We start from the raw sequence: 14,925 nt of genomic DNA, 5'->3' as shown, positions 1-14,925 counted from the left end.
CAAAGATAATGGAATTATTCCATAATACTGGATTTGATCCAAATTGTTTTGACCTAAACCTTGTAGAAATTTCCTGACAGTAGTTAGGCCGTCAACGCACCATTTGTGGAACGATTATTGCGATAATGCTTTGCACGCGTAGCTGCGTGTACCCGAAAGCACCTTTACAGCAACGTTCCATCCATGAAAATGAAGTCATTCCGACACACTAATCCCTGCCACACGACCGACAGGGGAATGAGCCGCAGACGCTTTTTTCGTCAATCTGGGGCAGCGGCCTTATCCACAATGCTCCTGACATCCTGCGATAATCTGCTCGATAAAATCATCCCTTCCAAAAAAGACAAACGCGACAAAACGCTCGCATTCTTCGGCGATAGCCTCACCATCGGTACCGGTGGCAGCAGGCCGATGGGCGCATGGGTAGGCGACGTTTTTACGGAACGGCCGGTATTCAGTGACGGCATCAACGGCCAGGTTGCATTATCGATCGCGATACGGCAGGGTGGGGTACCTCTAACGTTATCCGTGGCCGGCGGCAAATTCAACGGTGCGAAACCGGTGGCGGTCACGAAGATCAACAACGAATTCCTCTCGACGCCTCTGAACGGCAACGTTTACAGTCGTACCGGTACGCTTGCGGGTGTACGGTGCACCATTACGCGCAAATTCGTACCGGATTTAGGGGATCACTATACCGTGGAGCCGCTAGCGCAAAGCGACACAGCGGCTTCGACCGAAACGCCGGTTGACGTGGAGATCCCCGATGATTCGGTTTTTGAACTGGACGATGCCGTGAAGATGCGGACGGCGACACAGATTCTTTGGTACGGTCGGAATGACATTGGCCAGGGTAAACCGCAGGAAGGGATTCTTTCGGCGATCAAGAGTTCGGTGGATTACATTGCGGAGCCCAGGCGGTATCTCGTACTCGGCGTACTACCCGCGATTACAGAGAGCAAAGGATCGGCAGGATATGCCAAACTTACCGCATTCAACGACGAGCTCGCGCTGTTGTACCGCGATAAGTATGTTCCGATGACGCCGCCCACCGAGTCGGAGATGAACGACATCGGGTTTACACCGACCGCCGGCGATTTGGAGGATATCCAAAAGGGCATTTTCCCTTCGCGAATGCGCCCGGCGAATAAATCGGACGAGATTCACCTGAATGACTCCGGCTATCGGATTATAGCCAACAGGGTTGCTCAAAAAATCAGGGATTTGAAGTATTAGGCTGAAATTCACAGGGAGCTCGGGTATGAAAAGTATTTTTAGGGGACGACGTCTTTTGAAACTAATGGCGACTAAACTAACCCTTATGACAAAGTACAGACTCCTGACTTCCTTTTTGTTCGCCTTTCCGCTTGCTATGCAGGCGCAGCAAAAAGGCCCGGTTGAAAGCGTTACGGTTACGACTGAAAACACGAGAACCGGTGTTTATACCAACGACAAAGGCGAGCTGCAAGTGAATGTAGTGCCCGGGGACGTCCGCAAATACAAGGCTGCGGGTGTGGTGCACTATGGCGACTTTGGTGCGCGGGGCGATGGGAAAACGGATGATGTGGACGCGATCGCCGCGACCCACGCATTTGCCAACATGCACGGGTTGCCGGTGAAAGCCAACGACGGAGCGACTTACTATATGGGCGGAAAAGAACGTACCGTGGTAATCCAAACCGACACCGATTTCGGTAAGGCCGCGTTCATCATCGACGATGGAGAAGTGGAAAACCGGAATGCATCGGTTTTTACAGTGAGCTCAGGGCTCAAACCCTTTAAACTGGAAACCATTACTTCTCTGAAAAGAAACCAGAAAAAGATCGAAGCATCCCTGCCCGGCCCTTGCCTGATTACCGTTACCAATTCCAATGTAAAGCAATACATCCGCTTCGGACTTAACCAGAACAATGGATCTTCGCAAACGGATATTTTTGTAGTGGATAAAAACGGCAGGGTAGATATGAAAGCGCCGATTATCTGGGATTTTGATCAGATTACGGACATTACCGCGCTGCCAATCGACGAAAAGCCGCTGAAAATCACCGGCGGACGTTTCACCACCATTGCCAACAGGGCCGAGTCGAAATACACCTATTATAACCGCAACATCGCGATCCGCCGGTCGAATGTGCTCGTGGAGGGGATAGAACACCGCATTACCGGCGAAGGGGATCACGGGGCGCCCTATGGCGGCTTTATCAATATCGGTGACTGCTCCTATGTGACAGTGAAGAATGCGGTCCTGACAGGGCATAAGACTTATAGTACCATCGGTACGGCGGGTAAGCCTGTTACAATGGGTACCTACGACCTTCTGGCCAACCGTGCGCTCAATGTATCGTTCGTCAATTGCAGTCAGACAAACGACATTAACGACAATACTTACTGGGGCATTTTGGGTTCTAATTTCTGCAAAAACCTCCTTTACGACCATTGCACGCTCTCCCGGTTTGATGCTCACCAGGGTGTTGCCAACGCTACCATCCGGAATTCGACACTGGGGCATATGGGGATCAATGCGATCGGAAGCGGGTTGCTGCTGATCGAGAATTCCACCATCAGGGGCAGGAGTATCGTTAATCTCCGGCCCGACTACGGCAGTACCTGGCAGGGAGAGGTGGTGATCCGTAATTGCGTCTTCGTTCCTATGAATGGTAAGCCCGCCAATGCCTCTCTTGTGAGTGGTTCCTACTCCGGCCAGCACGATTTTGGTTATACCTGCTACATGCCCGAAAAAATTACCATCGAAAATCTCCGCATCGACGACGCCGCGCATCCTGAGAACTACCAGGGGCCAGCGATATTTGCCAATTTCAACCCGGAAATGACGGACGGCGCTTACCAGGAAAAGTATCCGTACGTTAAAACCAAAAGTGTTGTCATGAGAAATGTAACCACCGCCAGCGGCAAGGCTGTGAGGGTTAGCGATAATGCATTTATGTTTAAGGATGTGAAAGTGAATGGCGACGGGAAGTAATCCAATCGATTATTGGTTAATGCCTCCGGCTGAGGAGATCGCCCATTTGGTGGAGAGTTTTTGGATGCTGACCAACAAATCAGGAAAGCCTTTGGCGGTTACCGTGCTGCCCGACGGCCGGATCGATGCGAGTTTCTCGTTCGGCGAAAGGCAGGGTATTGTGTTGCTCGGGTTAGAGAGCGGGCCTTCGCGGGCGGAGATCCCACCGGATTTTACTCTTTTCAGCATCAGTTTCCGGCCGCTTGCCGCTACGTATTTGTTCAAAGATTTTTTGCCGATCCTGCCCGACAGCGCCACCGTTCTGCCTGCCGACTTCTTTGGGGTACCCCTGGATGGGTTTCAGGATATCGAACAGTTTTGTGCAAAGCTCACGGAGAACATCGCGGGTATGGTCAAAAAGCGCATTGATGAGCGCAAAAGGAAACTTTTCGACCTGATTTATGCGACTAACGGCGCGATTAGTGTGGGTGAATTATCCGAGAAGACTTTCTGGACGAGCCGGCAGATCAACCGTTATTTCCGCGATACCATTGGCGTATCCTTAAAGACCTATTGCAATATCATCCGTTTCAGGGCTTCATTTCTGCACATCAGGGAGGGAAGGCTGTTTCCCGATGAAAATTATGCCGATCAGTCCCATTTCATCCGGGAGATTAAAAAATACGCGGGCGTTGTTCCCAAAGAGCTCGCACGAAATAAAAACGACCGATTTATCCAATTTTCGACCCTGCCGCGAGCCTAGTTTTGTGTCATAAACAAAAGAAATTATGATACTTAACCATCTAAAAATAGCGATTGTCGGCGGCGGGCCGGGGGGCTTAACATTGGCAAGATTGCTCCAAATGGCAGGCGCTGACGTGCATGTGTTCGAACGAGATTTCGGCAAAGACGCGCGCGTACAAGGCGCCACGCTCGACCTGCACGAGGAGTCGGGGTTGGAGGCACTGCGGCGGGCCGGTCTGCTGGATGCATTTTATGATAACTACCGGCCCGATGCCGGGCGAATGAGGATTTTGGATAAGCATGGAGATATTCACGTGGATGACCACGTGACCGAAAAGGCATTTGCAGAGGACCGGCCGGAGATTGACAGGGCTCCCTTGCGAAGAATTTTACTCGAATCGCTGCAAGAAGGTACGGTGGTGTGGGACAGTCAGTTTGTCTCGATGGAGCGGCAGGACGCAGGCTGGCTAATGCATTTCAAAAACGGGACACGCGCTTATGCCGACGTCGTCATTGCCGCTGACGGCGCCAATTCCAGAATCCGGCCCTATTTAACAACAATAACGCCCCTGTATTCCGGTGTAACGATCGTGGAAGGCAATATTTATAATGCGTCCATCAATGCACCGTGCCTCTGGGAACTGGTAAAAGGCGGGAAGATCTTTGCATTTGGTGATGAGCAGTCGTTGATTCTGAGTGCCAAAGGAGAAGGAAGCCTGTCGTTTTACACCGGCTGTAAAGTGGGTGAAAACTGGGTACAGGAAAGTGGTATCGATTTTGGCAAAAAAGACGAGGTATTCGGCTGGTTTAAAGAAGCATTCGGGTCATGGAACGACGTGTGGCGGGAGTTGTTCGCCAGCGACGAAATAGGGCTCATTTCACGGCCGCAGTACCACTTTCCCGTCGACCAACATTGGGAATCTCTGCCTAACCTTACTATGCTTGGCGATGCCGCCCACAGAATGCCTCCATACGCAGGCGAAGGTGTAAATATGGCCATGCAAGACGCATTTGAACTGGCCGAATGTCTGACATCCGACGTATTTCCCGACATTCGCGCCGCCATTGCCGAATATGAACATCGGATGCTGAAAAGGGCGTCGGAAATCACGCAAGTGAGCCTGGAAATGACAGAAATGCTGCATTCGGCGGATCCGATACCTCAAATGGTGGCGATGATGAGCGGGGAATAGCCCTGTTACCCCCAGTTTTGCTCCAATGCAAACCGCAGCAGACTGTTCTTCCCCGTCAGGTTCAGCTTTTTGGCAATATTCATCCGGTGATTAGATACCGTTTTTTCACTGATGAAAAGTTCTTCGCCGATTTCCTTGCTGGACTTGTATTCCGAAATCAGCTTCATAATGTGCGTTTCGGAAGGCGTAAGCAATGCTTTCAGGTCGTTTTTCGATTGCCGTTGCAGGGCTGAGGTCTTTTTGAGCAGGTAGGCCGATATTTCGGGGCTTAGGTAAAGGTCGCCGTCTTTGGCCTTGTAAATGGCATGTACGATGTCGGAAACGGCATTTTCTTTAAGCACATAGCCCATCGCGCCTATTTCGAGGGCTTTCAGGAAAGGGGCCTTTTCCTTATGCATCGTAAGAAAAATGACCGGAAGCGTTGGCCGGATTTGCAGCATTGCTTCCGCCGCTTCGAGTCCGTTCATACGCGGCATGTCGATGTCCAGCACCACAACATCCACGTTTTGGGATTGAAATGCATGCAGCGCTTCCTGGCCGTTTTTGGCGCTGACGACCACTTTCAGATCGGCATCCATTTCGATCACTTCTTTGAGCCCTTTCAGAAATATAGGGTGGTCGTCGGCGATCAGCAGTCTGATTTCCATGGTCAAAAGGGAATTTGAATGTCAATAATGGTACCGGACGGTTTGTTTTCCAGGATCTCGATCTGGCCGTTGAGGATGTTGAGCCGCTCCCGGATGCCGATCATACCGAAACCTCCTTTGCCGGTTGAGGCGGGTCCGATGCCGACACCGTTATCTTCTATACGTATGGTTATCATTGCGTCTGTTTTGCTGATATGGATGCGCGCCGCCGTCGCCTGCGCGTGTTTGAGAATGTTGTTAAAGCACTCCTGAACGATCCTGAAAACGTTCATTTCATTGGATTTGGAGAGTATATTATCAAAGTTTTGAATGTCTGTTTCCACGTCGATCAGGCCCGTTTCGATCACATCTTCCAGTAAGCTGCGCAGCGACTGCGTGATCCCCAGCAGTTCCAGATGCAGCGGCCGTAAATTGTAGGAAATATTCCGGACTTCCTGAATGGCTTCCGTGACCATTTCTTCGAGGTCCCTGATCTGTTTTTCGCGCAATTCAGGTTTCTCAGTATCCCTTTTGATCATCAGTACCTTGTTCTTGACCATTCCCAGGCTTTGTCCCAGGCTGTCGTGCAGTTCGGCTGCGACACGCTTGCGCTCGCTCTCCTGCGAGCCGATCAGTTGCTGCGAAAAGCGTGTGGCCTGTGCCAGCGCCTCTGCCTGGGTCAGTTCTTTTTCCCTTTTAAATGTATTGAGCTTATTGGCCAATGCAAAGGAAAGGATAATGGCTTCCAGGCCGGAACCGATTTGGTAGGCGCCTTCTGTAAACCAGTTCTCCGGGAAAATAGCCATGTCCTTCATCATAAAAATAAAAATACCGGCCAGCAATGCCGTGAAGCCCATCAGGTAGTATCTGGCCGGCTTGAAACCTTGTTTCAGTACCGTAAAACCGACAACATTGGAGTAGATCAGGAAGAAGCCCACCGTGAGCCAGCTCAGTTGGAAACCCTGTAATAAATGCCCGGACAGTGAAAACCCAACGACGGCCACGCACGACACGACGATCAGCCAGCCCAGTTTCCGCAGCCGCGGGCAATAGTGCTTTGTATTCAGGAATGAATTGGTGAAAAGCAATGCGAATACAAAAGCAAGGCTGCCTGTATAGTTCGAATGGTTGGCCTGTGGGAAATCAGGGACGATAAATTGCAGAAAGAGGCCTTTGCTGTAACCGATATTCAATGCTACGAAGAAAATGTAAAACACATAGTACAGGTAAGTGTGCTCGCGTATTGAAATGAATACGAATAAGTTATAAATGATCAGCGCGGCGATCAGCCCGTAGTAAAATCCGTGCGCGATGTCGGTCTTCTGGCTGTTTTCATAAATGTATTGCAGGCTCGATATTTCAAGCGGCACGCGTATGATGGAGTTGCTGCGTACGCGCATGTAGATCGTCGTAGTGTCCCGCCAGACCAGGTTAAGCGGCAGGACCATCTGGTTGCTGAGGACGGGGCGTTCGCGGAACGGCAATGCCGAGCCTACATTCGTGATGTAATTAACCCAATTGTCGTAACTATGCGCCGTTTCCACAAAGAGGTCGACTTGTTGGAGGAATGGCGCCTTTACGTGGAGAAACCATTCGGCCGGCGTTCTGCTGACCACCCGCATTTTCAGCCAGAACGTGGAGGCGCTGGGGCCAACATTCAGCGTTTCCTGCGTCATTGGCCGGAATAGCTCTGGCTTGGCTTCCACATCGCTGTGTTGTAATTGATGGGTAGGGTCTTCCAATACCAGCATATTGCGCCCGACAGGATAATTGGGCCGCCCGTAAACCAGCTCGATTACAGGCGGTTCCATGTTTTGACCCATTGCGGCCATAGCGGACAGCAAGTGTAAAATGACTACGAATCGACCGATGGGTAACATTATATCAGTTCAGGACAGGTGTTTTGATATCGAGAAGGTCATCGATGTATTTCGTACAAAGTGACTGAGGGTTGTAATCTTTGAATTCCCGGCTGAGTTTTTTGACATTGTTCTTATAAGTATCATCCGCCAGTACTTTTTCCACACCCGTCCTGATTTGCGCCGGCGTCGGAAATTCCGTTTTAAGATCGATACCCAATTTGAAATAACCGATCCTCGCATTGATTTCGTTCTTGCCTTCATGAATACCGGCGGCAACCAGTGGCAGTTGATTTTGTATGCCCAGCATTACGCCTCCATAACCCCCGTTCGTGACGTAGACGTCGCAATGCGGCATGATATCGTTGAAAGGGATAAAGTCGCGTATAAGGATATTCTCCTGCGGGTACCGCGCCTGCAACTCCTCCGTGCCCATACCGCCTGTGGTAGCGATCACCAGCACGGGCGTGTCCTTAAATGCTTCCAACGTAGGAACCAGTATCTTCTCCGGATCCCTTTCCAGTGTGCCCTGTGTGACCAGGATCACCTTTTCATATTTTCTGAGTTGATCGCCGAGGTCGGTAACGTGCGTGCTGCCTTTCGAGAAGGGTAGGAGCGGCCCTACAAACCGGACTTTCTTGCTCAGATCGGACCGGCTATATTCGAATCCCGGGGTGCCGCTTTGCAGCATAAGGTCCGTTTTTTTACCGAGGACATCAAATATATTTCCCTCTACCGGCACCATTCCATGCTCGCGGAAAAGGCTGGCGAAGAGGTTCGCGGCTTCCCGGAAAATAACCTTGTCCGCGAAGAAGCGAAGCAGGTCCTGTTTTCTGCGCCCGAAAAAGCTGGTCGAAGGCGTCATAGCGAGCCCGGTAGGAGGCAAATCCCGGGAAGTTTCGACGAGTGGAAACACGCCCACCGACACCACTTTTTTGTTCAGCTTTTCCTTCACAAACGGCATACCGGTGAATGCGATGTCGCTGATCAGCAAATCGAAGGGCCACGACTCGTTAATCTCCCTGATATCTTCATAAAACTCTGTCGACCTGAGGATAAATGCGGTTTTCAGGTCATATTTCAGCTTTCCGATAGTCCCACGTATTTTGTCGCGCTCTGGAAAAAGGATATGTACATTGTGCTGGTTGAAATCAAGCGCATTCTTAAAAGGGTAGTAAGGAATGCCGAGACGCTCGATTTTGTCTTTGAAAATGCTTCCTGAATACCACCTCACATCGTGACCGAGTGATTTCAGGTGCATGGCGATACCCGTGAGGGGATTGAAATGGCCTTCGTAAGGCATGTTGGCAAAGAGTATTTTTTTCATGGCTAACTGGAATTGATATTATTGTAAACAGATGTATGCTATTGATTAATAGTGTATTGGTGCAAGGTTGACGGGTCAGTTTATATTCGCCAGGACGAATGCGACCTCGACACTTTTTGTGCCGTAAAACGGACCGGACGGAGCTTCCTCTTCACGCGTGAAAGCCCCGTTGCCGATCTGTACGGACTGCCCCGAGGTTGGGCGTACGGGAGCCGCAGACTCAGTCGCTGTTTCGCACGACTGGCTCAGAATGGACAGCGATATACTCAGGATCGATTTGAAGAATGTTTTCATGGCTGACAGACTTTGTGATTCAGATACATGTCTTTGTCTTTCGACATCACAAAATTACCAGCCGGAGTACCCGCGTAAAATGGAGGCTAACACCCATTTTTATGGGTAGTACTGCTCATATTGGGGAAGGGGGGAGGGGGCTTGTCTAATGCTTAACCGCATGGTAGTAATGATTGCCCCCTTCGTCTTCGAATTCTTCGATAAGCGAAAGCCCCGCGGCGGTTAGCAACGCTCGGTATCGATCCGCGCCAAGCGAACGCGACTCTATTTCTGTAATGGCATCTTTCCATTGCATTTGCCGGGCCGGAGCGGTAAATAACAGCTTTCCGCCAGCGTACAGTGCATTGGCCATTTTTTGAATCACCATTTCCTGTGTTTCTTCCGGCAAAAGGAACATCAGCCCCCAGGCAATGACGGCATCGAACTGCCGGTTGAAAAATGAAGAGTCTTCGGCGGCTTCACACGCGACGGGGCTATCCGGGAAACTCCGCTGGAAGGTTTGAACCATCGAAGCTGATGCGTCGATTCCGTAAACGCTCAAACCTTCTTCCACCAACGCCTTCGAAATCGGGTCGCCAGCGCCACAACCTACATCCACCACCGTTGCATTTGGAGGCAATGACCTGGCCCATTGCCGGACGGACGCCGCGCCGACTCCATCGATGCCTTTCGAGCGACAGCGGATAAAAGTTGTTGCATGGGTTTCGTATCCATTTGATTTGTCCATGGGGTAGTCTTTGCTTTTTGTTCAGTACTGTGGCTGCATTCGGGTGCAGCCATTTCTGTGACCAGTGATCTTACCTACTACTTCGCCGACTTCCGGTTAGCCAAGGTTTCAGCACCTTCGTAACCTGCGGCATCACAACCCAGGTAAGTAATCCAACCATACATCCGGCGACAATCAATGTCCTGAACGCAGGGTGCAGTCCCTGAATGAATGGGCCAAGCACATAGGTTAAGAATAAACTCGTGGGATATACACCGCAAAGCGTCGCAACTGCCATTTTCCATCTCGGCGGCGCAGTCGGAGAACGGAACCAGGCTTCCAGGCCCGTAAGCTCCCGGTAGACCGGTTCTTCCGTCAGCGTCGATGCATAAGCTTCCCAATCCTTGAATAGCTTCGAATTATAAAATGCATCCCGCTCAGCCTGATCGGCGAAGGTCCTTAATATGCCTATTTCGCGGCTTTCGCTGCCCGGCAGTGCCGTCATCATCGCCGCGCCGTGGACACCGCCGTGTAGAAATGAATCGCCCAGAAAGCGTCGTAAAGCTTCTTTGAACTCTTCTTCTTTTCCGGGGAGGACTTTGCGGGTGATGGCTACGTGGATGGGCATGGGGAAGCGATTGTCAAGTTCTAACAGGAGGCAATAATATAAATCAAATCTTTAATAATGCCACTTCCATAGGGTGAAACACTAAGGTTTCTCTTGTTATCTTTGAGTAAGGACAAAATGGAGAGTTTCGAGAAGATGGAGGAAGGTTTAGGAATACCTGGCTGTGGCAGCGGTCCTTGTTGTTGTGGTTCCATTCCATTTACGAGCACAAAAAAAGGTCCTGAATGTTCAGGACCTTGAAAACTTGGGGAGGGAGACGGGTCCCGAACTTTGCCTTTAATTGACTTGTAATCAAGTTTTTGTCTCCCGTATTTGAAGTGAACTACACGAAAGACTCACTATTTTTTATACATATAGTACAGCAGTATATTTGTTATGTATAATTCTTTTGGCGAAAATTGAGGTGTTTAAGTCGGATTTTCGCTGGTTTTTGAGTCTGTTTTCGGGTGGTTTTTGGTGTTCAAAGTTTGGAAAATGCCTGTGTTTTTTGGCTTTGGTAACTGTGATGTTGCAAGGTAAAAATAGCAAAAATTCGTTTGCTCTGGAAATGGTAGACTTAGTCCAATGTCATTCGAGGATTTGCTATTTCGTCGAGGTATGCTTCTAGCTTTTTCATAAAACGGTCATACAAAGGAATTAGCTCTGAAATTGCGACTTTTCGGTTCCAGCTTCCCAGTTTAAGAGGGTTTGGTGCAAGTCCGATAAAAATCGCAGCCGAATCGGCGCAGAAACGGTGATTGATATTGGATGGAATACCTAGGGCTTCAAGCTGCTTTTCAGCATAGCCTAACATGATTTGACCCCTTTTATCAAATGTCATAATACTAATTCTTAGCCCGCTTCCGGCCGGATCAGGGAATTGGAGTCCAAAACTGGATGTGTTCCATTCAACAGTTAGGCCAATTTGTTGACTATCTGCTATCACCTTTTTCACAAATTCGGCAGTATAGGAATTTGTATTTTGCAGCAGCTGCTCAAAATAATCCTGGGCTGAAAGTGTGGTTCGTCCTGATGATCTTCTTTGCAATGTTTCTGGTTCAGTCCCCAGGTCGCTGTCGATATTTAAAGTTAATCCAGTAGAATAGTCTCCTTCTACGCGTACAACAGCCCTTGTAATTTCCCTTGTCCTGGTCACGACTTGTGGAATGACTAACAAAGGATCAATAGAATCGCCAAGCCTGTATACTTGCAGTTCGACCAGTGCCAATGTAAAGTGTAGCTGGGGAGATTGTGACAGATACGCCACCATTTCTTCAACGCTTTCACGAATCCCGTCTCCAACGATTAAAAGTAAGATACGTCCTCTTCTTAGGTTTTTGTTGATGTTGTCGATCAGGGTATGTTCCTCGATGTCTTCGCATCCTGGCTGTTTGCGTACCTTTGCGATTAAGCCATCAGATATGTGAACGGAATTTCGCAGGCTGGAATCCAATTCGGAGAAAGTCCATTTACTTAATTCTTTAGCATAGTCAATGATTTGCCCAACCACCTCTCTTCTTGCCTGTGGGTTCCGCCAAAGTTTGGTTTCTACAATTGTTAAGTAGCCCTCTGGTGAGATAAACAGGTTATCTATAAATCCAGCATTCGTTTTTATTTCCCTCCCCATAGAAATTGCGGGTGCAAATCCGGACTCAATTTCACTGATTGGAAGAAGTGATGGGTTTTCGTGTATGAGTTTCTGCAACCAGTTCTCGCTAAACTCGTTGCAATGCAGTGCTACTCGCTCTATACTGCTGGCCACGTTGTTCGAGATTAACAGAGGTTGCCCATTCTGTCTCTTCCCATTTGCTATCATAGTCAATAATTTTCCGTTGAGTTTATTTAAGCGAGCGTAGAGGCGCTGGTGTTAGTTTGAGCAGCATCTGTCAAAGCATAGTCATCGAGTACTAGTTGTAGATTTTGAAGGTTGTTCAGAACGCGCGACATATCAAGCTCTTCATCTGGAGTCGATTGAAGAGCATTCACTGCAATAGCGAGCGTAGATGTATTCCCGAGCCTTAACTTTTGGGGCCTAATGACCAGAAGTCCATATTTTGACCCAAGTTCGCTTAGTTTAGAACACACGCGGTTCAAATAGTCTATGCTTGGCGCCCTGCCTTCAATTTTGACCTTGACCTGTATATCGACTCCGATTCTATTTTCGATTTGGATGTATAATTTAAAGCTGTTGATTTCAACCCAATGATACCAGAATCCCCAAAATCCGCCGGTGGGATTAGAAACGTAGTTCCAGTCAGTATGTTCGGGAATAAGCTCTTGCAGGTTTAGATAGAAGCCTTGGGCGGCACTTTCGTTAGTTTTGACTGCGTTGAAATTAGAGCAAGAATCTGTGAGCTCCTGCAATCGTCCTAGATGTGATCGAAAGTCATTAAAGATATCGTTGGTTACGGAGCGGGTATCGAGAATTTCCAACACCGTCCTTCTATCAACGATTTTATATCCTTCTTTGCTCTTAATCAGATCCAACGATGAAAGACTTTCGTTCCCGGTTTTGAGATATATAAATATGAGCTTGTGTGGCTTACCACCGAATTCACTTTCAACGAGTTCCTTATAACGTGCTAGTTGATTCGAATGCCTGCCGGTATTAGTTTTATCCTCTATGCTGATAAAATATTCCCCATTAATTTCTGCCCATACATCGATATTGTGCCATTGCCTGCCAACCTCTACTGTCATTACGGCATAGGTCTTAGGTTGCCCAATGAGCTTCCTTACGAAATCCTGTGCAGTATGATTCAAATCCGGGTTGATACCACCGTACTTTTCATCGGCCCACTGCAATAGCCATGCAAAGAATGCATCCTGGCTTAACTCCTTTGTTGCTAGTTTGAAGATGTTCGGGGTTTGGATTTCCTTCATATGTGTTTTTGGAATGATAAAATTTATGCAAATCTGATCGTGAAATTAGGAGTATCAGTGGGTGTTAGTATAGATGCACTTAAGTTGTGTGGTGAATTAATGTACATTGCTGCGGAGATTATCAAAATCAGCGAAGATGTGGCTATCACTAATTGAAAAATCCGAAGCGATACGAGCAATTTACCGCGATAGTATCCCACCGCTTGAAAATGTTACTCTTCATGAAATCAAGATCACGGTTGGTGAAGATACGATCATCACGATAAAAATTGATATCACCACGCTGCCTGGGGAGTTGCCCAAGAAGTGGCAGGCAAACGAAATAAATACAGTCCAACTGACATTCGATCTGATAAAGGCCAGAATCGAGAAATTCGATTTGAACTCACCAGTGTCTATGGTAACCCGAATATGCATACTTGAAGACAGCGGTAGCAAAAGAATGACTCTTACCAGTAGTTCTAATGCTGAGGTGCTTGTAATACGTTCGAGCTGGATATATCTTCAATCAATAAGTGCGTACCGAAATGCTTACAAGGCAGGTTCCGAATACAATTGATTTTTGGTGGTGTCGACTGCAATGTTGCAAGTGTCATATTCAGCCTGCGGTTATATTTTCGTTAACGGAATTTTGATTGGCCGGATTGTCGGAAATTCCTGATAAGTTACACACCTACCAATATTGATCTCAAACTTATGAGTCTTCCTGTCGCAAAGCAGATCGCCTGGGTTTCGTTGATTCCTCAGCTAGGTTTCATGGCCTTTTTAATAATAGTTTATTATTTAGTGGGAACTGATCAGTTCGTGATCTTTGGGGCAGGCACTTATATCGTAATATCCAATTTGCTCCGGTTCCTTGCATTGAAGGATCATAATGAAGCTGTCAAATCTATCAAAGAGGGTGATTTTAGGAATGCAATTCCCAGGTTTCAGTCTAGCTATGACTTTCTAGATAGCTATCCTTGGATTGATAAGTACCGGTATTTGACTCTTCTAAGTTCCTCGAAAATTTCGTTCAGAGAAATGGCGTTGAACAACATTGCCTTCTGTTACAGCCAAATCGGAGAAGGTGAGAAAGCGATATTCTTCTATAAGCGAATGCTCGAGGAGTACCCTGACAGCGACCTTGCAAAGGCAGCACTGAATTTCATCGCAGCGATCCAAAAGGATGGTTGACAGTATAAGAGCAGAAGGCTTGGTCGATAAAATAATCTGTCAGAGAGAAAATGCATCGGTTCATAACTGCTTATGTTGTCGTTTAACAACACTTTCGACATTTTTATTGATAATAATCAGCATTATTGCAACCCCAAAGCTGGTTCTTCTTCCTAGATTTCTGAAATACTGCAAAAATTCGGAGAAAACATAATGCTGGCTCGCAAGCGGCGGAAACTTACGACTATTCAGGTGTCTGAACGGGGAGGAATCGACCGCACCACGCTGTACCACATTGAAAAAGGCAATCCGCGTGTTTCTATTGGTGCATACTTCAATGTTTTGAGGGTTCTAAATCTGAATGAAGATTTTCTAAAATTAGCCGCAGATGACGAGCTGGGCAGGAAGTTGCAGGATTTGAAGTTGCTTGGTAAATCGAGCGAATAGCCGCTTATCAAAACGGGCTTCAAATCTTCTCCGCATGATAGCAATGACTTTAATCGACGTCATTGTCATCTAAGATTTAGCTGTTCGGTAAAGTACTAAGTTTGTCGAATGAAGGTAACGTGAAT

15 protein-coding genes are annotated in these 14,925 nt (G+C 48.0%); 7 read left to right on the top strand and 8 right to left on the bottom strand.

From position 1 onward, the window contains the following. Positions 1–288: 288 nt before the first annotated feature. The 4 genes from J2Y43_RS07105 to J2Y43_RS07090 all read left to right on the top strand — a co-directional run bounded on the left by J2Y43_RS07105 (position 289) and on the right by J2Y43_RS07090 (position 4,896). Complete coding sequence (locus J2Y43_RS07105; RefSeq protein WP_309980626.1) at positions 289–1,236, top strand: SGNH/GDSL hydrolase family protein; 948 nt, start codon at positions 289–291, stop codon at positions 1,234–1,236. Positions 1,237–1,321: 85 nt separating this feature from the next. Then, complete coding sequence (locus tag J2Y43_RS07100; protein ID WP_309980627.1) at positions 1,322–2,980, top strand: hypothetical protein; 1,659 nt, start codon at positions 1,322–1,324, stop codon at positions 2,978–2,980. Between the two features lie 19 nt (positions 2,981–2,999). Continuing rightward, entirely contained in the window at positions 3,000–3,722 is a 723-nt protein-coding gene (locus J2Y43_RS07095) for an AraC family transcriptional regulator (RefSeq protein ID WP_309980628.1), read from the top strand. A gap of 25 nt (positions 3,723–3,747) precedes the next feature. Beyond that, complete coding sequence (locus tag J2Y43_RS07090) at positions 3,748–4,896, top strand: NAD(P)/FAD-dependent oxidoreductase (RefSeq protein ID WP_309980629.1); 1,149 nt, start codon at positions 3,748–3,750, stop codon at positions 4,894–4,896. Between the two features lie 5 nt (positions 4,897–4,901). Here J2Y43_RS07090 and J2Y43_RS07085 read toward each other — a convergent pair whose 3' ends face one another. The 8 genes from J2Y43_RS07085 to J2Y43_RS07050 form a co-directional block, all read right to left on the bottom strand. Then, entirely contained in the window at positions 4,902–5,543 is a 642-nt protein-coding gene (locus J2Y43_RS07085; RefSeq protein WP_309980630.1) for a response regulator transcription factor, read from the bottom strand. A gap of 2 nt (positions 5,544–5,545) precedes the next feature. Continuing rightward, on the bottom strand, positions 5,546–7,333 hold the full coding sequence (locus J2Y43_RS07080; RefSeq protein WP_309980631.1) for a 7TM diverse intracellular signaling domain-containing protein: 1,788 nt from the start codon (positions 7,331–7,333) through the stop codon (positions 5,546–5,548). 73 nt (positions 7,334–7,406) lie between these two features. Continuing rightward, a complete protein-coding gene (locus J2Y43_RS07075; protein ID WP_309980632.1) occupies positions 7,407–8,708 on the bottom strand; it encodes a glycosyltransferase in 1,302 nt (433 codons plus the stop codon). 75 nt (positions 8,709–8,783) lie between these two features. Beyond that, positions 8,784–9,002, bottom strand: coding sequence for a hypothetical protein (locus J2Y43_RS07070; protein WP_309980633.1), 219 nt, complete (start codon positions 9,000–9,002; stop codon positions 8,784–8,786). Positions 9,003–9,147: 145 nt separating this feature from the next. Then, positions 9,148–9,729, bottom strand: a complete 582-nt coding sequence (locus J2Y43_RS07065) for a class I SAM-dependent methyltransferase (protein WP_309980634.1) — start codon at positions 9,727–9,729, stop codon at positions 9,148–9,150. Between the two features lie 70 nt (positions 9,730–9,799). Next, a complete protein-coding gene (locus J2Y43_RS07060) occupies positions 9,800–10,336 on the bottom strand; it encodes an antibiotic biosynthesis monooxygenase (protein ID WP_309980635.1) in 537 nt (178 codons plus the stop codon). Between the two features lie 556 nt (positions 10,337–10,892). Beyond that, positions 10,893–12,077, bottom strand: coding sequence for a hypothetical protein (locus J2Y43_RS07055; RefSeq protein ID WP_309980636.1), 1,185 nt, complete (start codon positions 12,075–12,077; stop codon positions 10,893–10,895). A gap of 80 nt (positions 12,078–12,157) precedes the next feature. Continuing rightward, positions 12,158–13,198 carry a PD-(D/E)XK nuclease family protein gene (locus J2Y43_RS07050; protein WP_309980637.1) on the bottom strand — a complete coding sequence of 347 codons (1,041 nt, stop codon included), beginning with the start codon at positions 13,196–13,198 and terminating at the stop codon, positions 12,158–12,160. Positions 13,199–13,334: 136 nt separating this feature from the next. On the opposite strand from J2Y43_RS07050, the gene J2Y43_RS07045 reads away from it, so the two are divergent. From J2Y43_RS07045 to J2Y43_RS07035, 3 genes are all read left to right on the top strand, one after another. Then, on the top strand, positions 13,335–13,757 hold the full coding sequence (locus tag J2Y43_RS07045) for an Imm50 family immunity protein (RefSeq protein WP_309980638.1): 423 nt from the start codon (positions 13,335–13,337) through the stop codon (positions 13,755–13,757). 137 nt (positions 13,758–13,894) lie between these two features. Continuing rightward, positions 13,895–14,374 carry a hypothetical protein gene (locus J2Y43_RS07040; protein ID WP_309980639.1) on the top strand — a complete coding sequence of 160 codons (480 nt, stop codon included), beginning with the start codon at positions 13,895–13,897 and terminating at the stop codon, positions 14,372–14,374. A 192-nt stretch (positions 14,375–14,566) separates the two neighbouring features. Then, complete coding sequence (locus J2Y43_RS07035) at positions 14,567–14,800, top strand: helix-turn-helix transcriptional regulator (protein ID WP_309980640.1); 234 nt, start codon at positions 14,567–14,569, stop codon at positions 14,798–14,800. Positions 14,801–14,925: the final 125 nt, after the last annotated feature.

This window comes from Dyadobacter sp. BE31, assembly GCF_031457695.1.
Lineage (GTDB): Bacteria > Bacteroidota > Bacteroidia > Cytophagales > Spirosomataceae > Dyadobacter.
This window is presented reverse-complemented; position numbering and strand designations above follow the sequence as displayed.